General features: G+C 35.6%; 25 protein-coding genes and 1 pseudogene. 23 read left to right on the top strand and 3 right to left on the bottom strand.

All coding sequences use genetic code 11. From position 1 onward, the window contains the following. Nucleotides 1–68 precede the first annotated feature (68 nt). The 3 genes from BQ7474_RS04865 (at nucleotide 69) to BQ7474_RS04855 (ending at nucleotide 1,699) form a co-directional block, all read left to right on the top strand. On the top strand, nucleotides 69–404 hold the full coding sequence (locus BQ7474_RS04865) for a histidine triad nucleotide-binding protein (protein ID WP_073997852.1): 336 nt from the start codon (nucleotides 69–71) through the stop codon (nucleotides 402–404). Between the two features lie 52 nt (nucleotides 405–456). After that, nucleotides 457–639, top strand: a complete 183-nt coding sequence (rpsU, locus tag BQ7474_RS04860; protein ID WP_004835302.1) for a 30S ribosomal protein S21 — start codon at nucleotides 457–459, stop codon at nucleotides 637–639. Between the two features lie 76 nt (nucleotides 640–715). Further along, complete coding sequence (locus BQ7474_RS04855; RefSeq protein WP_073997851.1) at nucleotides 716–1,699, top strand: NAD(P)-dependent oxidoreductase; 984 nt, start codon at nucleotides 716–718, stop codon at nucleotides 1,697–1,699. Between the two features lie 56 nt (nucleotides 1,700–1,755). Here BQ7474_RS04855 and rsmI read toward each other — a convergent pair whose 3' ends face one another. From rsmI to BQ7474_RS04840, 3 genes and pseudogenes are all read right to left on the bottom strand, one after another. After that, entirely contained in the window at nucleotides 1,756–2,577 is an 822-nt protein-coding gene (rsmI, locus tag BQ7474_RS04850) for a 16S rRNA (cytidine(1402)-2'-O)-methyltransferase (protein WP_073997850.1), read from the bottom strand. Between the two features lie 20 nt (nucleotides 2,578–2,597). Beyond that, nucleotides 2,598–3,302: a tRNA1(Val) (adenine(37)-N6)-methyltransferase gene (locus tag BQ7474_RS04845; protein WP_073997849.1), complete on the bottom strand. Its 705-nt coding sequence runs from the start codon at nucleotides 3,300–3,302 to the stop codon at nucleotides 2,598–2,600. Between the two features lie 147 nt (nucleotides 3,303–3,449). Continuing rightward, a pseudogene (locus BQ7474_RS04840) lies at nucleotides 3,450–4,874 on the bottom strand (aldehyde dehydrogenase family protein). A gap of 115 nt (nucleotides 4,875–4,989) precedes the next feature. Between BQ7474_RS04840 and glmM the strand changes: the two are divergent. The 20 genes from glmM (at nucleotide 4,990) to BQ7474_RS04740 (ending at nucleotide 21,803) form a co-directional block, all read left to right on the top strand. Continuing rightward, nucleotides 4,990–6,336, top strand: coding sequence for a phosphoglucosamine mutase (gene glmM / locus BQ7474_RS04835; RefSeq protein ID WP_073997848.1), 1,347 nt, complete (start codon nucleotides 4,990–4,992; stop codon nucleotides 6,334–6,336). Further along, entirely contained in the window at nucleotides 6,337–6,666 is a 330-nt protein-coding gene (locus tag BQ7474_RS04830; RefSeq protein ID WP_073997847.1) for an aspartate 1-decarboxylase (aspartate alpha-decarboxylase), read from the top strand. It begins immediately after the preceding gene. 64 nt (nucleotides 6,667–6,730) lie between these two features. Then, nucleotides 6,731–6,880, top strand: coding sequence for a 50S ribosomal protein L33 (gene rpmG / locus BQ7474_RS04825; RefSeq protein WP_073997846.1), 150 nt, complete (start codon nucleotides 6,731–6,733; stop codon nucleotides 6,878–6,880). A gap of 9 nt (nucleotides 6,881–6,889) precedes the next feature. Beyond that, nucleotides 6,890–7,078, top strand: coding sequence for a preprotein translocase subunit SecE (gene secE / locus BQ7474_RS04820; RefSeq protein ID WP_073997845.1), 189 nt, complete (start codon nucleotides 6,890–6,892; stop codon nucleotides 7,076–7,078). Between the two features lie 7 nt (nucleotides 7,079–7,085). Then, the gene (gene nusG, locus BQ7474_RS04815) at nucleotides 7,086–7,670 is read left to right on the top strand and encodes a transcription termination/antitermination protein NusG (RefSeq protein WP_073997844.1); all 585 of its coding nucleotides are present in this window, start codon (nucleotides 7,086–7,088) and stop codon (nucleotides 7,668–7,670) included. 58 nt (nucleotides 7,671–7,728) lie between these two features. Next, on the top strand, nucleotides 7,729–8,157 hold the full coding sequence (rplK, locus tag BQ7474_RS04810; protein WP_044566321.1) for a 50S ribosomal protein L11: 429 nt from the start codon (nucleotides 7,729–7,731) through the stop codon (nucleotides 8,155–8,157). Between the two features lie 38 nt (nucleotides 8,158–8,195). After that, entirely contained in the window at nucleotides 8,196–8,906 is a 711-nt protein-coding gene (rplA, locus tag BQ7474_RS04805; RefSeq protein WP_073997843.1) for a 50S ribosomal protein L1, read from the top strand. Nucleotides 8,907–9,116: 210 nt separating this feature from the next. Next, nucleotides 9,117–9,689: a 50S ribosomal protein L10 gene (rplJ, locus tag BQ7474_RS04800; protein ID WP_073997842.1), complete on the top strand. Its 573-nt coding sequence runs from the start codon at nucleotides 9,117–9,119 to the stop codon at nucleotides 9,687–9,689. A 31-nt stretch (nucleotides 9,690–9,720) separates the two neighbouring features. Further along, nucleotides 9,721–10,104, top strand: a complete 384-nt coding sequence (gene rplL, locus BQ7474_RS04795; RefSeq protein WP_073997841.1) for a 50S ribosomal protein L7/L12 — start codon at nucleotides 9,721–9,723, stop codon at nucleotides 10,102–10,104. 114 nt (nucleotides 10,105–10,218) lie between these two features. Further along, nucleotides 10,219–10,662, top strand: a complete 444-nt coding sequence (locus tag BQ7474_RS04790) for a Fur family transcriptional regulator (RefSeq protein WP_073997840.1) — start codon at nucleotides 10,219–10,221, stop codon at nucleotides 10,660–10,662. 117 nt (nucleotides 10,663–10,779) lie between these two features. Then, on the top strand, nucleotides 10,780–11,436 hold the full coding sequence (locus tag BQ7474_RS04785) for a hypothetical protein (protein WP_073997839.1): 657 nt from the start codon (nucleotides 10,780–10,782) through the stop codon (nucleotides 11,434–11,436). A gap of 64 nt (nucleotides 11,437–11,500) precedes the next feature. Beyond that, nucleotides 11,501–12,202: an ABC transporter ATP-binding protein gene (locus BQ7474_RS04780; RefSeq protein WP_073997838.1), complete on the top strand. Its 702-nt coding sequence runs from the start codon at nucleotides 11,501–11,503 to the stop codon at nucleotides 12,200–12,202. Nucleotides 12,203–12,204: 2 nt separating this feature from the next. Beyond that, nucleotides 12,205–15,681, top strand: coding sequence for an FtsX-like permease family protein (locus tag BQ7474_RS04775; RefSeq protein ID WP_073997837.1), 3,477 nt, complete (start codon nucleotides 12,205–12,207; stop codon nucleotides 15,679–15,681). Between the two features lie 151 nt (nucleotides 15,682–15,832). Continuing rightward, nucleotides 15,833–16,402: a histidine phosphatase family protein gene (locus BQ7474_RS04770; RefSeq protein ID WP_073997836.1), complete on the top strand. Its 570-nt coding sequence runs from the start codon at nucleotides 15,833–15,835 to the stop codon at nucleotides 16,400–16,402. After that, complete coding sequence (locus tag BQ7474_RS04765; RefSeq protein WP_073997835.1) at nucleotides 16,399–17,403, top strand: metallophosphoesterase family protein; 1,005 nt, start codon at nucleotides 16,399–16,401, stop codon at nucleotides 17,401–17,403. The genes BQ7474_RS04770 and BQ7474_RS04765 overlap by 4 nt, the downstream gene beginning before the upstream one ends. Continuing rightward, nucleotides 17,400–19,190 carry an ATP-binding protein gene (locus BQ7474_RS04760; protein WP_073997834.1) on the top strand — a complete coding sequence of 597 codons (1,791 nt, stop codon included), beginning with the start codon at nucleotides 17,400–17,402 and terminating at the stop codon, nucleotides 19,188–19,190. The genes BQ7474_RS04765 and BQ7474_RS04760 overlap by 4 nt, the downstream gene beginning before the upstream one ends. Then, nucleotides 19,187–19,864: a metallophosphoesterase gene (locus BQ7474_RS04755; protein ID WP_073997833.1), complete on the top strand. Its 678-nt coding sequence runs from the start codon at nucleotides 19,187–19,189 to the stop codon at nucleotides 19,862–19,864. The genes BQ7474_RS04760 and BQ7474_RS04755 overlap by 4 nt, the downstream gene beginning before the upstream one ends. After that, nucleotides 19,864–20,397 carry a class IV adenylate cyclase gene (locus tag BQ7474_RS04750; RefSeq protein ID WP_073997832.1) on the top strand — a complete coding sequence of 178 codons (534 nt, stop codon included), beginning with the start codon at nucleotides 19,864–19,866 and terminating at the stop codon, nucleotides 20,395–20,397. The genes BQ7474_RS04755 and BQ7474_RS04750 overlap by 1 nt, the downstream gene beginning before the upstream one ends. Before the next feature lie 58 nt (nucleotides 20,398–20,455). After that, nucleotides 20,456–21,382, top strand: a complete 927-nt coding sequence (gene pyrB / locus BQ7474_RS04745; RefSeq protein ID WP_073997831.1) for an aspartate carbamoyltransferase — start codon at nucleotides 20,456–20,458, stop codon at nucleotides 21,380–21,382. Further along, nucleotides 21,375–21,803, top strand: a complete 429-nt coding sequence (locus BQ7474_RS04740) for an aspartate carbamoyltransferase regulatory subunit (RefSeq protein ID WP_073997830.1) — start codon at nucleotides 21,375–21,377, stop codon at nucleotides 21,801–21,803. Before pyrB ends, BQ7474_RS04740 begins: the two co-directional genes overlap by 8 nt. Nucleotide 21,804: the final 1 nt, after the last annotated feature.

Genomic DNA, 21,804 nt, shown 5'->3' with positions numbered 1-21,804 from the left:
CTATTTATCAATATTTTGTTGACTGAGATTTTTTCTTGTGGTATTATATATAGCAATGGGGGTGAAGTATGGATTGTGTATTTTGCAAGATTGCAGCAGGAGAAATTCCTACTGAAGCGATCTATGAAGATGAAAATTTAATTGCATTTAATGATCTAGATCCACAAGCACCTATCCATTTTCTTGTTATACCAAAAAAGCACATAACAAGTTTAGCTACGCTTGATGAAGCTGACAGCGCTCTTATAAGTCAAATTATGCTAACTATAGCAAAACTTGCCAAAGATAAAGGCCTAGAAGGCTACAGAGTTGTCACAAACATTGGCGAAGAAGGGGGACAAAGCGTTCCTCACTTGCATTTTCATGTACTAGGGGGCAGATCATTTAACTGGCCACCAGGCTGATTTGTAACTTAGAATATTGAAAAAATTGTGTTATACGAGAGGGGGGATAGAGATGACAGAGATCAGAGTTGGAGAAAACGAATCAATCGATAGTGCAATTAAAAGATTCAAAAGACAATGCGCAAGATCCGGTGTACTTTCTGAATACAGAAGAAGAGAACACTACGAAAAACCAAGCGTTATTAGAAAGAAAAAAAATGACGCTGCTAAAAGAAAAAACAGAAAAAATAAATAATAAAATTTTAAAGGACCCTAGGGTTCTTTTTATTTTGCCTAAAATTGGGTAAAAATCCAATATATGAGGTGAAAATATGAAAATAGCGTTTTTTAAAGCCCATCACCTGGCCTATGACTATGTCAAGGAGTGGGAAAATGAAAATAAGATAAAAGTTGATATAATTGACGAGAAACTTAGCCCAGATAATTTGGATATATTGGCTGATTATGATGGAATTGCCATGACCCTACCCAAATCTTTTGACAATCTTATCTATGAGAAATTACATAGACTAGGTATCAAGCAGATTGCCTTAACATCAGTTGGCTATGATATCTTCGACCTTGAAAAAGCAAAGGAAAATGACATTATCATCACTAATGTTCCAGACTATTCTCCAGAATCCATAGCAGAATTTACCATAATGATGATTCTAAAGGCACTAAAGAAAGATAAAGAAATTCAAAAGAACTTAAGGGATAACGACTATAGGCAAAAGGCAAATATCTTAGGACAAACATTTAAGGGCAAGACTTTGGGCATCTATGGCCTTGGAAGGATTGGCCAAGATGTAGCAAAGATTGCAGATGCCTTTGGAGCAAATGTAGTTACTTACAGCCCTCGTGGCAAAAAAGATATTGATGGAGTGACATTTTTATCTTCTTATGATGAGCTTTTGAAAAAATCAGACATCATAACAATTCATTCAGCCCTTACAGAGGAAAACTATCACTTCTTTGATAAGGAAGCTTTTGCCAAGATGAAAGATGGAGCATTGATATTTAATTGTGCTAGGGGAGGTCTTATCAATACAAAAGACTTGCTAGATGCCATTGATAGTGGAAAGATTGCCTTTGCTGGCCTTGATGTCTATGAAAATGAGAAGGTTATAAATGGCAGGAAAGATCCAAACTACCAAGATGAGATTCTTGATAGGCTTTTGTCTAATGATAGGGTCGATTACTATCCTCACATAACATATCTGACCAATACCTCCCTAGAAAACCAAGCAAAATATGCCTTAAATGCTGTGGTAGAAGTCTTAAAAACAGGAGATAGTAAAAATAGGATTAATTAAAAATAAAGGTCAAACAGGATATCTTAGCTTGGCCTTTATTATTTGCTTCTATCATTTTATTTTGATAAAGTCAAAACATATTCGTATATTTCATTCTTATTAAAGGAAGACTTTTCTTTTATAATCTTTGTAATCTCCTTGGTGCGAAGACCTTCTTTGACTAAGTCTTTGATTTCTCCTTCAAAATCTTCTATGGATTGGTTTTTTATTTCTTCTCCACCAGATAAGATGAGGACAAATTCTCCCTTCAAGGTCAACTCTTCTATGTTAATTTTGCCAATTTCTTCTATATAATATTCTTCAAACTTCTTTGTAAGCTCACGGGCTATGCATAGTTTTCTTTCTGGGAAAATCTCCTTAAAATCTGTTATGGTTTTTGCTATGTTGTGGGGAGTATCAAAAAGGATAGAAGTACGAGTCTGCTCTTTTAGCTCTTGGTAGAGCTTTTCTTTGTCTCCTTGTTTTTTGGGAATGAATCCATAATAAATAAAGGAAGTGTTTTCCATACCCGATCCGACTAGGGCTGTAAGCATTGAGCTTGCGCCAGGTAAAATTGTGTAAGAAATGCCCTCCTCTATGCATTTTTTAATCAGTATATGGCCAGGGTCTGAGATACCTGGCATCCCTTGGTCGGTGATTATTCCATAGGTCATACCTGCCTTGCAATTTTCAATTAATTCCTCACTTTTGCTTACTTCATTAAACTTATGGTAGGAAGTGAGTTCTTTTTTTATATCAAAATAATCTAATAGCTTCCTGCTTTCCCTGGTATCTTCGCAGGCGATAATGTCTACTTCCTTTAGGGTGTTGATAGCTCTAATGGTCATATCTTCAAGGTTTCCAATAGGTGTAGGGATAAAGTATATTTGATAGTCCATATAAACTCCTTTAAAATAATTTATTCTTCTATGCCGTTTATTTCTTTAACTTCTTGGCTATATTGGCCGTCTTCGTAGATAATCAAGGGTTTTTCAATCTTTAGACCGTCATTTGCATTCTTGACAAATTCTATTAAGATAAATTCTGGTTTTTTATCGTAAGTAGATGATACAAAGCGGACTCTTTTTGCCTTTAGATTGGCAGATTGAGTAAATATATCAACCATGCGTTCAGGCTTATGGATCATAAATAGCTTGCCCCTGTCCTTTAGGGCCTTGTTGGCAAATTTGAATATATCTTCTAATTTGAGGTATTTTTCTTGGCGTGAGATTAGAAATTCCTCACTTTTATTGGAAATATTGTCGCAAATCTTGTAATAAGGAGGGTTGGTGATTATGTAATCATAATAATTTGGTCTGATTTCTACATTATTGAGGTCATCATTTATTACTTTTATATTATCTAGACCATTCAATGTAATGTTTTCACCAAGTAAGCTCGCCTTTTCTTCTTGGATTTCGATTGCTGTAACAGAATTTAGATTATAAAGACTGTTGGCTCCAAGGGCTAGTATTCCAGACCCAGCTCCTATATCAATTAAGTTTTTGCCTTCTCTCATCTTGGCAAAATCCATCAAAAGTATTGAATCAATGCCAAAGGAATAGGACTTATCTATATGTATCATTTTTATATTTGTTTTTGGTATATAATCTAATTTTTTCATATGTCTAGTATATCAAATTTTTACAATAAAAAAAGAAGGTCTATGGTCTGTGGCATATTTTTAAGAGCAAAAGTCCCCTTAAAATAATATCAATGGCAAAATTTCTTTTATCTTTGATATTATCCTGGGGACTTTATTAATTAGCTTTTATTTTTTATAAACTGATTTGAGTTCGTAGTATTCTAATAGACCGTGGATGCCGCCTTCTCTGCCAACTCCAGATTGCTTGTAGCCACCAAATGGTAGGTTATGGGCTTTTGATCCACCATTTACATAACATTCACCAGCTCTGATTTCTCTTGCAACTTCCAAAGCTTGATCATCTCCGCCAAATACTGCTGAAGATAGGCCATATTCTACTGCGTTTGCAACTTCTATGGCTTCTTTCTTATCCTTTACCTTGATAATTGATAAGACTGGACCAAAGATTTCTTCATCGTGGATTGTCATTCCAGGCTTAACATCTGTAAATATTATTGGTTTTACAAAATATCCGGGGCCTTTCTTTTCAAGAAGCTCTCCTTTAAGTAGATTGGCTCCTTCGTCAAGTCCAATGTTTACATATTTTTGAACTCTGTCAAATTGTTTTTGACTTGATAGTGGTCCAACTACTGTGTTTTCGTCATTTGGATCTCCTGATGGATAGTTGTCATATTGTTTTTCGAATTCTTCGACTACTTGGTCATAGATTTCTTCAACAACTACAGCACGAGATAGGCATGAACAGGTTTGACCGACATTTCTATAGACAGTGTCTAGGACTTGTTTGACACCTTTTTCTATGTCAGCACCCTTTAGAAATACTGCTGGGGACTTGCCACCTAGTTCTAGGACTACTTTCTTGGCTGATTGCATAGCAAGGCCTGCTGCTTGGCCACCACCGGTTATAGATCCAGTGTAGGAGACCATGGCTACTTTAGGGTTTTTGTTTAGGATGTCTCCAATTTCAGAACCTTGTCCTGTGACTAGGTTAAATACTCCCTTTGGAAGTCCAATCTCATCTAGGCCTTTGGCAAATAGATAAGCTGTTAGTGGGGTTGCAGTTGCTGGTTTTTGGACTACTGTACATCCAGATAATAGGGCAGGTATTACCTTTTGTACTATTTGACCAAGTGGATAGTTCCAAGGAGTGATTGATGCCACTACACCTATTGGTTCACGTAGCAAAAGTCCTCCTTCGTATTCTTCTTCTGTTTTGATATTTTTTACTTCTTTTATAAAGGTTTCTATTCTCTCAATTTGAGTTTTGACTTGGGAATCGTGACCTATGTGTTTTGGGATACCTAGTTATAGAAGGATAATCTCGTCAAATTCATCTTGGTGATATGTTATCCAATCCTTTAGTTTTTCCATATAGGCAATTCTCTCATCAAGGCTAGTCTTTGAGTAAGTTTTGAAGGCCTCATAGGCTGCATCACAAGCTTTGTCGATATCTTCTTTGCTAGCAGAAGGAATATTGGCAATTATTTCTTCCGTTGCAGGATTTTCAACTTCTATGAATTCTCCACTTGAAGCGTCTACAAATTGGCCATCTATATATAATTTTTCACTATTTAATTCTTTTATATTCATAATATCACCTCAATGGACTTTTACCCTAAGTACTTTAAATTTAACCATTATGTTTTCATAGGCCAGCTTAAGTGTATAATATATTTAGATTGATTTTTAAATTATTGGAGGAAATATGAAATATTTTGGAACTGATGGATTTAGGGGAGAGGCAAACAAGGATTTGAATGTCTACCATGCTTTTAAAATAGGAAGATTTTTGGGAGACTACTTCAACAAAGACAAGGGTTTTGCCGGCAAGATTGTTATAGGAAAGGACACAAGAAGATCTTCATATATGTTTGAAGATGCACTTGCAGCTGGTATCACCTCATCTGGATCCAACGCCCACCTGCTTCACGTTACAACAACTCCTTCTGTATCATATATAGTGAGAAGTGAAGATTTTGATTGTGGTGTAATGATTACAGCTAGCCACAATCCTTACCAGGACAATGGAATCAAGATTATAAATTCCAAGGGCGAAAAAATGGAAGATCAATTCTTGGAAGAATTGGAAAGATATATTGATGCTGACATCGAAGATATCCCTCTTGCCCAAGGAGATAAGATAGGAAGAACAGTAGACTTCATAGGTGGCCGTAATAGATATATTGCCTTTCTAATCCAGACAGTGGATAAGTCCTTTGAAGGGATCAAAGTTGGCCTAGATTGTGCCAATGGAGCAAGCTTTACCATCGCAAAACCAGTTTATGATGCACTTGGTGCAGATACCTATGTAATAAATGACAGGCCAAATGGCTTTAATATAAATGTAGATGCTGGGTCAACTCATATTGAATATATGCAAGAATTTGTTAGAGAAAATAAGCTTGATATAGGCTTTGCCTTTGATGGTGATGCTGATAGGTGTATAGCAGTTGATTCCGAAGGAAACGTGGTTGATGGCGATGCTATTCTTTATATATGTGGCAAACATTTAAAAGATGAGGGCAAACTAGAGAGCAATACTATAGCAACTACTATTATGTCAAATATAGGACTCTACAAAGCCCTAGATAATATAGGCATAGACTATGTAAAAACAAAAGTAGGGGACAAATACGTTCATCTAGCCATGGATGAACAAGGCCTAGAATTAGGTGGAGAACAATCTGGACACATCATTTTTTCCAAATATGCCAACACAGGCGATGGAATCTTGACCTCACTTAGAGTCATGGAAGCAATGATTGACCAAAAAACTGACCTTAAATCCTTAACAAGAGAAATTAAAATCTACCCACAAGTTCTAGTAAATGTAAGGGTTAAAGATAAAGAAGAAAGCTTAGCAAATGAAAAGCTAAATGGTAAAATCGATGAGATAAGTAGAGAACTTGGCGATTCTGGTAGAGTTTTGGTAAGGGCGTCAGGTACAGAACCACTCATTAGGGTCATGGTTGAGGCAAGCACAGATGAGATTGCAGAAACTTATACAAATCAAATAAAAGATGAAATGGTTAATCTTGGATTGGCCCTCTAGATGATAGATTACAAAACAGGACGAGAAATAAATCCCAAAGAGTGTGTCTTAGTTAGCCATGGCAGAGTATATAGTAAGGAAAGCTTTATAAGCTTTGATACAAGCATAGTAGAAGATTACCCACCAGAAGTCTACTATGATAGGGAGGATAATTTCCTTGGCAAGATGTATGATAAGGGAGTATTTATCCTGCCTGACATAGAAGATGTAATCACAGAATATATGGACCAAACTTATTCAAACCACGATATGGAAGACATCAGAGAATTTCTTCTTAAGCAAAGAATCGAGTTTTACCAAAAATTAGAAGAAAATACTGTTGACAAATAGTATCTTACAAGGTATTATATTCACTTGTAGGAAATATCCGTATAAAAAAATAGGAGGTGTTTGAATGGCAGATAAAGTAAAGTTAGAATGTACTGAATGCAAAAACAGAAACTACGATACAACAAAAAACAAAAAGAACCATCAAGAAAGATTGGAACTTAAAAAATATTGTCCTTTCTGTAAAAAACATACAGTTCATAGAGAAACAAAATAGGAGCAAAAAATGGCTAAGGCTAAGAAAAACGAAGGATTTTTCGAATCTACTAAAAAGGAAAGAAAAAAAATCCAATGGCCTAGTAAAGAAATTACTTTTCAATACACAGGCCTAGTACTATTAATCAGTGCTATCACTGGTGTAGTTATTTACTTATTAGACAAAGTATTTGCTTTCCTATTAGGATTTATTATTTAGGTGACATATGTCAGATAAAAATGAATCTTTAGAAGAAAATACAGTAGAAGATACTGTAGAAACAGAAGAATCTAACGATAAGGCAAAATGGTATGTAGTCCATACCTACACAGGCTATGAAAATAGGGTTTGCGATAAGATTAGATCAATGATCGAAAACGAACAAAACCCAGACATAGTCGATGTAACAGTGCCAACAGAAGAATACGTAGAGATTAAAAACGATCAGAAAAAAGTAAAAACTAGAAAATTATTCCCAGGCTATGTAATGGTAAAGATGAATATCACTAACAAAAGCTGGTATATCATCAGAAACACCCAAGGAGTTACAGGCTTTGTAGGTCCAGATAGGAAACCTGTTCCACTAACACCACAAGAAGTAAGAAAGTTTGGTGTCAAAGAAGAGAAGGTAGTCCTAGACATAGACGTAAATGTGGGAGACGATGTAAATATCATTGCAGGTCCATTCAAGGACTTTGTAGGAAAAGTTACAGAGATTGACAAGGAAAAACAAACTATCAAAGCCTTTGTAGATATCTTTGGTAGAGATACATCAATCGATCTCGAATACTCAGATATTGAAACAATCTAGTAGATAACTGTCAAAAGTGGGAGGGTAATCCCCCGATACGACCACAAGGAGGTAAAATATGGCAGATAAAGAAGTACAAGCAGTAGTAAAATTACAAGTACCAGCAGGAGCAGCATCTCCAGCACCACCAGTAGGTACAGCACTAGGTCCTCACGGAATCAACATCATGGACTTCGTGCAAGCATTTAATTCACAAACAGCCGACCAAGCTGGAATGATAATACCGGTAGAACTAACAGTATTTACGGATAGAAGCTTTAAGTTCATAACAAAAACACCACCAGCACCAGTATTAATCAAAAAAGCTATCAACCTTAACAAGGGATCTGGTGAACCAAACAAAAACAAAGTTGGTAAAATCACACGTGCACAACTAGAAGAAATTGCAAACACAAAAATGCAAGATCTTAACGCAGCAAGCCTAGACGCTGCAGTTAGCATGATAGCTGGAACAGCAAGAAGTATGGGAGTCACAGTAGAAGACTAGTGGGAGAGGTAACTCGATAACCACTAAGGAGGAATTAAATGGCAAAAAGAGGAAAAAAATATCTAGAATCAAAAAAAGCTTATGATTCTACAAAAGAATACGAATTAGAAGAAGCACTAAAAATTGTTGAACAATCAGCAAAAGCTAAATTTGACGAGACAGTAGAACTTCACTTAAAACTTGGTGTAGACAGCAGACACGCTGACCAACAAGTACGTGGTACAATCATTCTTCCACACGGAACAGGTAAAAGTCAAAAAATCCTTGCTTTCGTAAAAGAAGATAGAATTGACGAAGCAATCGAAGCTGGTGCAGACTACGCAGGTGGAGCAGAACTTGCTGAAAAAATCCAAAAAGAAAACTGGTTAGACTTTGACGTTGTAATAGCAACACCAGATATGATGGCTACAGTTGGTAAAGTTGCAAGAATCCTTGGACCACAAGGCCTAATGCCAAACCCAAAAACTGGAACAGTAACAATGGATGTTAAACAAGCTATCGAAGAAGTAAAAGCTGGTAAGGTAGAATACAGAACAGACAAAGCAAACCTAATCCACGTTCCAACAGGAAAAGTTTCATTTGGTAATGAAAAATTAGCTGAAAATATTCGTGCACTACTTACTGCAGTTGTAAAAGATAAACCAGCAGCAGCTAAGGGTAGATACATCAGATCAGTAACAGTTACATCTACAATGGGACCTGGTGTAAAACTATCTCCACAAAGAGTAATGGATCTAGTAGAAAGATAATAAAAATATTTGCAAAATTTAAAAACTGTGATATAATATCATAGTCAAATAAACAGGCTACCAAAGACTACGCAGACTGTAAGGTTTAATAATTGCGTATAGGTGGGAAGAGAAAACTTACATCCCCACCGATGTAAGCATGGTAAGTCATGCTTAGCTTTGTTGGGGATTTTTATATTTACCACAAGTTAGCCTTTAGGAGGTGAAAAAGTGAGCGAAAAAGCTATAGCAGCTAAACAAGTAGTTGTAAATGAAATCAAAGAAAAGATTGAAAACGCAAAATCAACAACTCTTGTAAGTTTTGATAAAATGGACGTACAAGAGATCACAGACCTACGTAGCAAATTCAGAGAAGGTAACTCAGAATACAAAGTTTACAAAAACACTATGATGAGATTTGCTTTCGAAGAACTTGGTTATGGTGATCTAACAAGTGAACTAAAGGGTTCAAACGCTCTTATATTTTCAAACGAAGATTCTGTAACAGGACCAAAGGTTGCAGTTGATTACAGAAAAGAAGGCGACGAACAAAAAGAAAAGCTACTTATAAAAGCAGGTCTATTGGATGGAAGTATCCAAACTGGCGAACAAATGATTGCAATTGCATCATTACCAAACAAAGAAGTTCTATACTCAATGCTTGCAAATGTATTACAAGCACCAATTCAACATCTTGCTGGCGATCTTAATAACACAATCGCAAAAATTGCTCTTGCAGTTGATGCAGTACGTGTTAAAAAAGAAGAAGCAGGAGAAGTAGCAGAAGAAACAACAGAAGAATAATTTAAGATAAAATATTTAAGGAGAATTTAAAATGGCAAGTGAAAAAGTAACACAAATATTAGAAGATATCAAAACTCTTACAGTACTTGAACTAAGCGACCTAGTACACGCAATCGAAGAAGAATTTGACGTAACAGCTCAAGCAGCAGTAGTAGCAGCAGCTCCAGCAGCAGGTGGTGCAGGCGAAGCAGCAGCAGCTGAAAAAACAGAATTTGACGTTGTATTAAAATCAGCTGGACAAGCTAAAATCAACGTAATCAAAGTTGTTAAAGACGCAGCTGGACTTGGACTAAAAGAAGCTAAAGCTCTAGTTGATGGCGCTCCAGCACCAGTAGCTGAAAAAGTTTCTAAAGACGAAGCTGAAGCACTAAAAGCTAAATTAGAAGAAGCTGGCGCAGAAGTAGAAATTGCTTAATTAACTTTAACATTAAAAAGCTCTCAATGAGGGCTTTTTTTATTGTGTTTTTTCAAATCTTGTAATATAATAATATAATTGTATAATTATATACTAGGGTAAAGGAGAGATTGGATGGAAGAGAAGATACAAAACTTAGAATACTTGAAGCCAGAAGAAAGAATAGAATCAGAAAAACAATTATTGCAAGATAATGGTATAAGAGTTTCTCACCAGCGACTTTTAATCCTTGATTATCTATTAAAAAATCACAAGCACCCTTCAGCTGAGACAATATTTACTGATCTAAAAAAGATAGATCCAGTCATATCTCAAGCTACAGTTTATAATACACTAAAGATCTTTACAGGAAAAAACATAGTAAAAGAACTAGATTTCAACTTAACAAGCAAAAGATATGAATTTGCCAAAGATCGTCACAGCCACTTTATATGCGAAAATTGTGGTAAAATCATAGATTTGAAAGATACAAATGATTACAAGATAGAAGAGCTAGCTGACTATGAAATCGAAAGTGTCGACATTACATATAGGGGTCTATGCCCTGATTGCAAATAATAATTACCTTCCAATAATGTCCTTGGAAGGTTTTTTTTATTTAAATTATCATAACTTATATGATCATATCGGGAATTTTTCCTTTCCTTAGCTATATATAGGTAAAAGGAGTAGGTTATGATTGCAAAGAAGATACAAAAAAATGAAAATTTTACCATAGTTGATAATGAATATCTTAAAGATGAAAACTTATCCTTCAAAGCCAAGGGGATCTTGACTTATTTCTTGTCTTTGCCTGGTGACTGGGTCATATATTTTGATGAAATCATCACCCATTCCAAGGACGGGATTAGATCTTTTAGGTCTGGGATTGACGAGCTTATCAACGAAGGATACATAAGACGCTACCCCATCCGTGAAAATGGGGTCATTGTTCGTTGGGAAACTGAAGTTTACGAAAAGAAATATAATCCAGATGAGCAAAATGTTAAAGTAGATATAGAAGATCAAGCAAATGTTAATCTTGATAATGATAGACTAATAAGTACTAATAGACAAATGACTTATGGGAGTAAGTACTTAGAGAGTTTAAAATATTTATACCAATTCCAAGATGCTTGGAATGATCTTGGACCTATGGTAGTAAAAATAAATGACATTCTAAAAGATTTTAAGCTTACTTATGATCTAAGAATGCTAATACTCGATTATTCTGAAGAAAAAGTCCTTGAAACTATAAGGTCTATGAAGGCTTCTTCATACGCAAGACCTTTTCAAGTAGACTTTGCCTGGTTTTTGAAAAGAGACAACTTCAAAAAGCTTTATAAGAATTAAATTGATTACTATTTGCCGATAATTGGTATAAATATGATAATAATAAAAAAATAGAAAGGCTATTATGGCATATATTGAATTAAACAATCTAAAAAAAGAATACAAGTCTGGTGATTCGACCATACTTGCTAATGATGATATATCTTTTGACCTAGAAAAGGGCAGGCTACTAGTAATAGTTGGTGCCTCAGGAGCAGGAAAGACTACACTTTTAAATATTCTTGGAGGCATGGAAAAGGCCACTAGTGGAGATGTCCTAATCGATGGCAAGAATCTAGCAGAACTTTCTGATATGGACCTAACGACCTACAGGAGAAATGACGTAGGCTTTGTATTCCAACACTACAACCTCGTGGCAAATCTTACAGCTCTTGAAAACGTGGAGCTATCCTCAGAAATTGCCGAAGATCCTTTAGATGCAAATCAAGTCCTAGAGGAAGTAGGTCTAGGCCAAAGGTCAGGAAACTTCCCATCACAATTATCAGGTGGTGAGCAGCAGAGAGTTGCCATAGCAAGAGCTCTTGCCAAAAATCCTAAGCTATTGCTCTGTGATGAACCTACAGGAGCCCTAGACTATGAAACAGGCAAAAATATCCTAAAACTTCTCCAAGATGCGTCTAGATCACTTGGAGCAACGGTAATAATTATAACCCACAACTCACTGATTAAGCCTATGGCAGATAATGTCATAGAGCTACGTGATGGTAGGATTGTGGAAAATTATGTAAATGACAATCCAAAACCAATTGATGAAATCGAGTGGTAATTATGAACAAAACTTACTTTAAAAATATCCTTAAAGATATTAAAAACACTAAGGGCAAGGTGGCATCTATTGCTATAATGGTAGGCCTTGCCACCCTAGTGGTGGTAGCACTTACCCTTACTGGACCATCTATGAGAAATACTCTTGATAAGTCCTTAAAGACCTACGATCACGCGGATATGATAGTAACCTCTACCTACGGTCTAGATTACGAAGATGAGCTTATATTAAAAAGAGATCCTGATATAGAAAAGATGACCATGGTCAAAACAGCCGACCTCATGGAAGGGGAAAATTTAATAAGACTTAAATCCTATCACAAAGATATCAAAAAGTCTCATCTTGTAAAAGGACGTATGCCAGAGAAAGCTGGTGAGATAGCCCTTGATATTGGACTTAGCAAAGATAGGAAAATAGGCGATAAACTAAGTTTTTCCTATATAGAAAATGCCAGGGTTGACGAAGAAGTGATGAAAAATCTCAGCTATGAAGTCGTAGGTTTTTTCAAATCTTCTGATTATTTTATGGAAGATATGAGAGAGCTTTCTTTTACTGCCAAAAAGGAAATAGATGGCTATGGCTTTGTCATGGAAGATGATTTTGATACGGACAAATATGGCGAAATTAATATTAACTACAAAAAAAGCCGTGATATGGATAGGACCAGTGACGAATACTTAGCTTATGTGGACAAAAAGCAAGAAGAAATCGAAGATGCCTTTGCCAATCGTCCAAGAGAGGTTTTGGCTGATATCAGAAAAGACAGTAAAAAAGACCTAGATGATGCCCAAAAAGAAATAGATGATGCCAAAGAACAAATCTCAGATGCAGACAAAAAATTGCAAGACGGTCGCAAAGACCTAGACCAGGCAAATATTGACTACCAAAAAGGTAAAAAAGATTTTGCCAAAGAGATTGCTGATGCTGAGAAAAAACTAGAAGATTCAAAAACTGAGCTCATAAATGGTCAAAACGAAATTGAGTCTGGCAAAGCTAGTTACCAGAAAAACCTTAGAGCCTTCAAGGATAGGATTAGAGCAGCAGAAGATAAGCTTAAGGCTAATGAAGAAAAACTAGTAAATGGACAAGCTGAGATTGACCAAGGCAAAAAAGACCTTGAAGTGGCTTATACAAAGCTAGATGGGGAATTTGCAGGTCCTAAAAGTGAACTAGCAAAAGCTTTGGAAAAACTACAAGCGAGTAAGGCTGAGCTAGATGCCAAGAAAGCTCAAATCGACCTTTTGGAATCCTCAAATGAATCTCCTGATGGTACAGAAAATATACCAGGAGAAAATCAAGAAGGGCAAGCTTCCAAGCCTAGCCTAGAAGAAATAGCTGCTATGAAGGCCCAGCTAGAAAGAGCTTATCAAGAATATGAAAAGGGCCTGGCAGACTATGAACTTAAGAAAAATGAGCTAGACAATCGCTATAATGACGAAAAATCAAAGCTTGACTCTGCTAAGACTGAATTAGATGCTAAGCAAAAGGAAATCGACCAAGGCTTTGCAAAACTTACTGCTGGCAAGGAAGAGTTAACTAATAACAGAGCTTCTGGCCAAAGGGCTCTAGATTCTGCCAAAGCACAAATAGATCAAAACCAAGCTAAGATTGATAAGGGTTGGACTGACTATAAGGCTGGGCTAAACAAGCTTGCCGACGAGAGGACCAAGGGCCAAATAGAATTGGAAGATGCCTACCAGGAGATCTTGGACGGAGAAGAAGAGTATAAGAAGAATCTTTCCAAGTTTGAAAATGAGAAAAAGGACGCCCAAAAGGACATATCTGATGGAGAAGATCAAATATCTGATGCTAAAGATACACTAGCAAGGCTTGTAGATCCAGAATATGATATCCAAACTATCAGAGATAACGAGGGAATCAATACCTATTATCAAAACTCCCTAAATATGGACGAGCTTACCAAGGTATTTCCTACATTTTTCTACCTGGTTGCAATGCTTGTAACCCTTACAACCATGAAGCGTTTCATAGATGAGCAAAGAACCATAAATGGAACTTTGAAGGCCTTGGGCTACTCAAATAAGCAAATTAGCCAAAGATTTTACCTATATGGGATAATTCCAACATTTATTGGTTCAATTATTGGCGCTATTATAGGACGATTTGTAGTGGCAGAAGTTATTATAAAGGCCTATTCATCAGGCTTTGCCAACCTAGGAATAGACTATGTCAATCCATTGCCTTACATGGTCTTTGCAGTAGTTTTATCATCGCTACTAGTTGCCCTTACAGTCTTCTTATCATCAAAAGAAACTGTCAAGGAAACTCCGGCTGCACTCTTACTTCCAAAGGCACCAGATCCTGGCAAGAAGATACTCTTAGAAAAGATTAAGCCAATCTGGAAACGCCTATCATTTTTGCAAAAGATAACATCCAGGAACTTATTTAGGTACAAGTCAAGGATGTTTATGACCCTATTTGGAGTAGGTGGATGTACAGCTCTTACCTTCTTTGGATTTGCCATGATTGATTCAATCAAAGATACCATAAACCTTCAAAAGGATATGATTAACCACTACGATGTGATAGCAATGGTAGACGAAAAGGCCAAAGATAGCGATATAAAAAGCTTTAATGAGAAGATTAAACCATACAAGTCCCACCCAATCAGAATGGAAGATATAAAGCTTAAGGCAGCTGATAAGACTCGTGAAGCTTCCCTAGTTGTGGCAAATTCAACAGATGATTTTGATTCATTCATAAGTCTCTATGACTTAAAGAGAAACCCTATCAAGCTAGAGGGTGAAGAAGCAGTTATGACTGAAAAAATTGCAAATGCACTTAAGCTTAAGCCTGGTGATACTATAAAGCTTTCCTACAAGGACAAGGCTTATGATTTCACTATAAGTAATATTGCAGAAAATTACACGGGTAACTATATTTACATGGATAAGGCGAAATTTGAAGCTATTACAGGAGGTAAACTTACAACAAACGCCTCCTACCTTATAGGAGATGCTGACCAGATTATAGAAGAGATAGAAGATGAATCAGCAGTAAACGCCATCGTCAATTCAACTGTAATCTACGCATCTATTGATGTGCTAATGGCAAATCTTAACCTAGTTATAGGAGTCATAACTCTAATTTCTGTAATGCTTGCCCTAGTCGTTCTTTACAATTTGATAAATATAAATGTGAGCGAGCGAAAGAGGGAACTAGCTACCATAAAGGTCTTAGGATTTTACCCTAGAGAAGTGACCTCATATATATTTAGAGAAATATTTATCCTAACCGTACTAGGTATAATAGTTGGATATTTCCTTGGAATTGCAATGTTTAGATATATAATATCTGTCGTTGCACCAAGAGACATACTCCTAGCCTACAGAGTCCATTTTATACCGTTTTTATATAGTGGACTTATCACCATAGCAATCTCTATAGCCTTACTATTGATAGTTCACAATAAGCTAAAGAAGATAGATATGGCTGAAGCTATGAGTAGCGGGGAATAAAAAGGGTATCTAATTTTATAGTAGGAGAAACTTCAGCAATTAAGTAATATTAGGATATTCTTAATGTGAGTTTTTTCGCCCAATAAAGACAAGGTCCTTGGCCTTGTTTTTGTATGGGAATAGTTTAGTATAATAAGATAAAGGAGTAATAATGAAAATTATTTTAGTAAGACATGGCTTGACTGAAGCAAATATGTCAAGTCTATATTCACTTGATAGTACCAAACTTAGTAAGAGCGGTTTTAATGTTTTGGTAAACACTAGACGTGCCCTTGAGAAATACAAAATAGATACTGTATATACATCAGCCTTGCTTAGGAGCCAACAAACAGCCAAGATGCTTGGCTTTTCGGAATCTACCCCAGATGCCCGCATCAATGAGCTAGACTTTGGAGATTTTAAGGGCCAATCTTTTGTAGAAGTAAGAACCAATTACAAGGATTTTTTCAAAACTCAAGCAGAAGATCCCTTCAATACCAGATATCCTAATGGTGAATCTAGGATGGATCTAATCAATAGGACTAGCGAATTTTTGGATGAGATTTCAAAGAAAAACGAAAATGCCCTTTGCGTTAGCCACGGCATTGCCATCAAGTCCTGCCTATTTTGGATCCTTAAAGATCTAAGCGACTGGGATAGTTTTTGGATTGAAAATGGTGCAATTACAGTTTTTGACGTCAAAAGCAACATTAAATTAATAGAAAAGGTAAACAATATATGAGATTTATCCACCTGGCAGATGCTCATTTGGCGGATAATTCGACTTTTAACGATGACCTTGGTTCTTTCATTAGGAAAAATACCTGGCAGTCTTTTGAAAATATCTTTGCTAAAAACAAGGATGTAGACTTTGCCCTTATAGCTGGAGACCTCTTTGAGAGGTCTTACTTTTCATCCAAAGATTTTGCTAGGCTTTTTGCTATATTTGAGGATTTTTCTAAGGACATTTATTACGTGACTGGCAATCATGATTATTTTGATTCCTACAATAAGATTTTTCTTAATCAAAAACCAAACAATCTCCACATTTTCACAAGTGAAAGCCTATCTATGTTTGAAAATGAAAAGATTAGGGTTTATGGACTCTCATACAAAGATAGGATTTATGACAGGGATTTTCCTTACGACATTAGTTTGGATAAAGGTTATTTTAACATCTTATTGGCCCATGCTGATATATCTGATAGCCCTACAAATTACCTAAACTTAGATAAGGATAGGATTAGTAAAATAGGCTTTGACTATGTGGCCCTAGGACATATACACAAGGCTAGGTCCTACAAAAATATCCACTATCCATCAAGCATAGAACCGCGCTCTTTTGCAGATACAGAAAATTTTGGTTATATCCTATATGATGATGGTAAACATAGTCACATTAATTCAAATCTAATAGAATTTCAGACTTTTGACCTATCTTATGATGATTTTGCCGATGAAAAGGCTTTGATAGAATATGTTAATAGAAAGCTTACGGATAAGAAAAACATTGTAAGACTTAATATTAGGTCAAGAGATCCTATAAATAGCAAGAGTATCCAAAATCATCTTAGGGCAGATTTTTCTTATGTAGAAATAGATCAAGGTCTGGATAATCTATCTATGCTTTATCCTAATACTCTTTTGAGCAAATTTGAAGAAAGCTTAGTGGATAAGGATGATGAAATATCAAAACTTGCCCTAAAGCTAGGTCGAGATGCCATTTTAAGGAGCAAAAAATGAGTCTTTATATTAAGAAATTATACATAATCTCCTTTGGCCAATTTGAAAATATAGAAATAGAATTATCTCCTGACTTTAACCTAATCTATGGCAAAAACGAGTCCGGCAAGTCTACCATAGTAAGTTTTATAGAAGGCCTACTTTATGGCTTTGACGATGGTAAAAAGGTCCGCCACTTTAACAAAAAACAGGAAATCTATAAACCCATTCATTCCTACAAGTATGCAGGATATGGGATTTTTAATAAGAATGGAACAAATTATAGGATAAGCCGCAATTTCTTTGATGGTACATATGAGATTTATAATCTAGACACTAATGAAATAATTGAGTCAAAATCTAGCAATCTCAACTACCCTGGAGAATTTCTTCTTGGCATAGATTATGATTTATATAAAAATCTCATAGCAAGTTACCAAAGCCAGGAATCCTTGTCTGACCTAAAGGATAAGATTAGTGAAATGCTAAGTTCTGGCGATGATTATTACTTTTCTCCATCCCTTGCCATAGAAAATCTAAAAGAGAGATTGGCAGATATTGGCACAGCTAGGGCCTATACCAAAGCCTATGCTAAGACCAATAATAGGATAGAAAATCTAGAAAATGACCTAGCTTACCTTAAAACTTTGAGGAAAAACTACAATAATGACTTGCAAAAACTTTACAAAAATAGGGACAAATTAGACCGACAAAAAAAGAAACTAAAAGAATTAATAAAGATTAGGGATGACTATAGGAACAACCCCTCGTATAAGAGCTTGGAAGAGCAAATCAAATACCAAAACGAGCTTAATTTCATAGAAAAAGAGCTTGTAAAATACGAAGAATACCAAGATTATGATATGGAAGATTCCCATAATAATTTTGATTGGAGAAATTTCCTTATCTACGCCCTTACTTCATTATTTTTTGTCATGTTATGGTTACAAAGCAAATTGCCATATCTTTTAGCCCTTGCCCTTATATTGCCCCTAGTGATTTATTTTATAGAAAAATACAAAAAGGGAAAAAATACGGATAAGAAGTATAATCTAGATGAAAATTATATAATTTATAAGGGACTTATCAAAGATAAGGAAAGATTAATAGAGCTTATAAGAGTTCTAGAAATGCAGAACTCTAATCTAGAAGATTATTTGGCCATCAAGAATGTCGATATCAATGAGATTTACGATAGAATAAGTAAAGCTGACCAAGATTTGCAAAAGCTAAATGATGAAAACCTAGCCTTGGAGAAAAACTTGGCAGCTGTTGAAGATAAACTTTCAAAGGAAGTTGATCTGGAAGATGAACTTAACTTTCAAAAAGACAAACTTTGCCAAATGGAAAAAGAAATAGAAGCAATAAAGCTTGCTATAAAAACAATTGATAAGATAAGCAAAGATAATAAGTCAAATCTTTTTAAGCATAGCAAGGAGGTTTCTGATATAATCTTTCAGCTTTCCAGGGGTAAGTATGAGAAAATTACCTATGATGAAAATCTTCTGCCAAGCATTTTACAAAATGATGGCACTTATTTGGATTTGACTAGGCTTTCTACAGGATTTTATGACCAGATGAATTTTGCCTTTAAATTTTCTATAAATGAGCAAAATCTGGATACTTTTATGGTTTTTGACGATGCCTTTATAAATTATGACCTTGATAGACTAAGAATCGCCCTATTTTACCTATTAGACCTAGGAGATATTAGGCAGATAATATATTTTACCTGTCATAATCGTGAGGAAGATATTTTAAATAGCGAGGAGATTTGCTACCATATAATTGATTTGGAGGATATATGATCTACGGACTAGCTGACTTGCATCTAGATTATACTGGGGAAAAATCCATGGAAGTCTTCGGTGATGGCTGGAAGGATTATCAAAACAGAATATTTGCCAATTGGAATGACATCATTAGTCCAGATGATACAGTTTTATTGGCAGGAGATATATCGTGGGCTATGGATTTGGATGCTGCTTACATTGATCTTAAAAAGATTGATGAGAAAAATGGCAAAAAGATTATACTTAAGGGCAACCACGATTATTGGTGGACTTCGCTTAATAAGATTAACAATTTGGGCCTTTCGACCATAGATTACCTACAAAACAATTCATATACTGTAGAAGGCTATGAGATTTGTGGGACTAGGGGATGGATGAGCAGGGATAGCAAGGACTTTACAGATCATGATGAGAAGGTCTTTAATAGGGAGCTTATGAGGCTTGAAAATTCCCTAAAAAATGCCTCTGATAAAGAAAAGATAGTAATGCTCCACTACCCACCAATCAATGTAGATAGGACTTTTAATGAGTTTTTTGATATCTGTAAGGATTATAAGGTCAAACACCTTATCTATGGCCATCTGCACGGCATAGGTCACAGGCTCATCAAAGAGGGTGTTTTTGACGGTATAGATGTAAAATGTATAGCAGGCGATTATATAAATTTTGAAGCAGTGAGGATAGTATAATGCAAAGAGAGATTGAAGTTAAAGTTTTAAATATAGATGTAGACGATATGGAAGAAAAATTGTTAGCCTTGGGTGGCAAAGAGGTAAGCTATGAATATCAAACCAACTATACCTTTGCTCCAGAAGAAGGAGCATTTTCCAATGGATACTTAAGAATTCGTGAGAGTAAATTTACTGATGGTAGAAAAAAAATCGAGCTAACCTTTAAGGAAGTAGAAAATGTAGATGACTTTAGGGTCAACAAAGAATACACTGTAAATATTGATTCTATTTCTATGATGACAAAGATCTTAAATCAATTGGGAGTTTCTCTGCAATTTAAAGGGGAAAAGGAAAGAAGGTCATACACCTACAAGGGCCAAAGATTTGACATAGATATTTGGGATAAGAATACCTATCCAGAACCATACATGGAGATTGAATTTACCAACAAAGATAAGGTAGACGAAGTTCTAGATGATTTGGCCATCGATAGGGCAAATGTCACTACTCAATCTATCAGTGAACTTAGAGAAAATTTAAAAAATTCATAAAAATAGTTGACAGTTCAAATTATTTCGTGTAAAATTGAAAAAAATTAAGGAGTGCTAAATGATTAAAATAAAAAATTTATTAAACTCAGAAGATTTAACAAAAGAAGATTTATACGAAATAGTTGATTTAGCAAATGAAATAGTTAAGAGTCCCAGTGACTTTTCTCACGTATGTGATGGGAAGTTATTAGGGACTCTTTTTTTTGAGCCTTCAACCAGGACTAGACTATCATTTGAATCAGCTATGAACAGACTTGGTGGAAGCGTGGTAGGCTTTTCTGAAGCTAACAGCTCATCAACCACCAAGGGAGAAAGCCTACAAGATACAGTAAGGACAGTTAGCCAATATGCGGATATTATAGCTATGCGTCACCCACAAGAAGGGGCTGCATATCTTGCAAGCCTTACAGCAGATTGTCCAATCATAAATGCAGGAGATGGAGGCCACCAACACCCAACCCAAACCCTTACTGATATCCTAACCATCTGCCAATACAAGGAAAGCTTGGATAATCATGTCATAGGTATTGTTGGGGATTTGAAATATGGTAGAACAGTTCATTCCCTTATCAAGGTTATGAATATGTTTGATAACAATAAATTCATCCTTATTTCACCAGATGAGCTAAAGTTGCCACAATATGTCAAAGAAGAAGTATTTGATGAGAATTCTCAATACGAAGAAGTAAGAAACCTAGAACAAGTCATAGGAGAATGTGACATATTATATATGACAAGGATTCAAAAGGAAAGATTTTTCTCAACTAGTCAATACACAAGACTTAAAGATTCCTATGTCCTTGATAATGAAAAGATGAAAGATGCTAGAGAAGATATGATAATCCTTCATCCACTACCAAGGGTAAACGAAATTGCAACAGAGGTAGACAAGGACCCTAGGGCAGTTTACTTTAAACAAGTCAAATATGGAATGTATGTCAGAATGGCACTTATCTTAAAATTATTGGAGGCAAACAATGCTTGAGATTACAAGTTTAAAAAATGGTGTAGTAATTGACCACATAAAAGCAGGCAACGGCCTAAAAATATTTAACCTTCTAGGCCTTGAAAAATTAGAAGAAGAAGTTGCACTTATCCTAAATGCAAGCAGTCAAACTATGGACAAAAAGGACATCATAAAGATAGAAGATCACACAGATATTAATCTTGATGCAGTAGCTTTGGTAGATCCTTCTGCAACCGTAAACATCATAAAAAATGAAGAGGTTGTTGATAAGAAATCCCTAGAATATCCACAAATAATCACAGATATCCTAACTTGCCAAAACCCAAAATGCGTTTCAACAAGCGAAAGATCAGTTGAAAGCAAATTTATCCTAATTAACAAAGGGGAAAAATCTTACAAATGTGCCTATTGCGGTCACATTTACGATGTAGAAGAATAAT

This window comes from Anaerococcus urinomassiliensis, from assembly GCF_900128425.1.
GTDB lineage: Bacteria > Bacillota > Clostridia > Tissierellales > Peptoniphilaceae > Anaerococcus > Anaerococcus urinomassiliensis.
This window is presented reverse-complemented; position numbering and strand designations above follow the sequence as displayed.

What these genes read in the sequence shown, in the direction of transcription:
- BQ7474_RS04865 (WP_073997852.1), top strand. Translation starts at nt 69, where the DNA reads ATGGATTGTGTATTTTGCAAGATTGCAGCAGGAGAAATTCCTACTGAA.
- rpsU (WP_004835302.1), top strand. Translation starts at nt 457, where the DNA reads ATGACAGAGATCAGAGTTGGAGAAAACGAATCAATCGATAGTGCAATT.
- BQ7474_RS04855 (WP_073997851.1), top strand. Translation starts at nt 716, where the DNA reads ATGAAAATAGCGTTTTTTAAAGCCCATCACCTGGCCTATGACTATGTC.
- rsmI (WP_073997850.1), bottom strand. Translation starts at nt 2,577, where the DNA reads ATGGACTATCAAATATACTTTATCCCTACACCTATTGGAAACCTTGAA.
- BQ7474_RS04845 (WP_073997849.1), bottom strand. Translation starts at nt 3,302, where the DNA reads ATGAAAAAATTAGATTATATACCAAAAACAAATATAAAAATGATACAT.
- glmM (WP_073997848.1), top strand. Translation starts at nt 4,990, where the DNA reads ATGAAATATTTTGGAACTGATGGATTTAGGGGAGAGGCAAACAAGGAT.
- BQ7474_RS04830 (WP_073997847.1), top strand. Translation starts at nt 6,337, where the DNA reads ATGATAGATTACAAAACAGGACGAGAAATAAATCCCAAAGAGTGTGTC.
- rpmG (WP_073997846.1), top strand. Translation starts at nt 6,731, where the DNA reads ATGGCAGATAAAGTAAAGTTAGAATGTACTGAATGCAAAAACAGAAAC.
- secE (WP_073997845.1), top strand. Translation starts at nt 6,890, where the DNA reads ATGGCTAAGGCTAAGAAAAACGAAGGATTTTTCGAATCTACTAAAAAG.
- nusG (WP_073997844.1), top strand. Translation starts at nt 7,086, where the DNA reads ATGTCAGATAAAAATGAATCTTTAGAAGAAAATACAGTAGAAGATACT.
- rplK (WP_044566321.1), top strand. Translation starts at nt 7,729, where the DNA reads ATGGCAGATAAAGAAGTACAAGCAGTAGTAAAATTACAAGTACCAGCA.
- rplA (WP_073997843.1), top strand. Translation starts at nt 8,196, where the DNA reads ATGGCAAAAAGAGGAAAAAAATATCTAGAATCAAAAAAAGCTTATGAT.
- rplL (WP_073997841.1), top strand. Translation starts at nt 9,721, where the DNA reads ATGGCAAGTGAAAAAGTAACACAAATATTAGAAGATATCAAAACTCTT.
- BQ7474_RS04790 (WP_073997840.1), top strand. Translation starts at nt 10,219, where the DNA reads ATGGAAGAGAAGATACAAAACTTAGAATACTTGAAGCCAGAAGAAAGA.
- BQ7474_RS04785 (WP_073997839.1), top strand. Translation starts at nt 10,780, where the DNA reads ATGATTGCAAAGAAGATACAAAAAAATGAAAATTTTACCATAGTTGAT.
- BQ7474_RS04780 (WP_073997838.1), top strand. Translation starts at nt 11,501, where the DNA reads ATGGCATATATTGAATTAAACAATCTAAAAAAAGAATACAAGTCTGGT.
- BQ7474_RS04775 (WP_073997837.1), top strand. Translation starts at nt 12,205, where the DNA reads ATGAACAAAACTTACTTTAAAAATATCCTTAAAGATATTAAAAACACT.
- BQ7474_RS04770 (WP_073997836.1), top strand. Translation starts at nt 15,833, where the DNA reads ATGAAAATTATTTTAGTAAGACATGGCTTGACTGAAGCAAATATGTCA.
- BQ7474_RS04765 (WP_073997835.1), top strand. Translation starts at nt 16,399, where the DNA reads ATGAGATTTATCCACCTGGCAGATGCTCATTTGGCGGATAATTCGACT.
- BQ7474_RS04760 (WP_073997834.1), top strand. Translation starts at nt 17,400, where the DNA reads ATGAGTCTTTATATTAAGAAATTATACATAATCTCCTTTGGCCAATTT.
- BQ7474_RS04755 (WP_073997833.1), top strand. Translation starts at nt 19,187, where the DNA reads ATGATCTACGGACTAGCTGACTTGCATCTAGATTATACTGGGGAAAAA.
- BQ7474_RS04750 (WP_073997832.1), top strand. Translation starts at nt 19,864, where the DNA reads ATGCAAAGAGAGATTGAAGTTAAAGTTTTAAATATAGATGTAGACGAT.
- pyrB (WP_073997831.1), top strand. Translation starts at nt 20,456, where the DNA reads ATGATTAAAATAAAAAATTTATTAAACTCAGAAGATTTAACAAAAGAA.
- BQ7474_RS04740 (WP_073997830.1), top strand. Translation starts at nt 21,375, where the DNA reads ATGCTTGAGATTACAAGTTTAAAAAATGGTGTAGTAATTGACCACATA.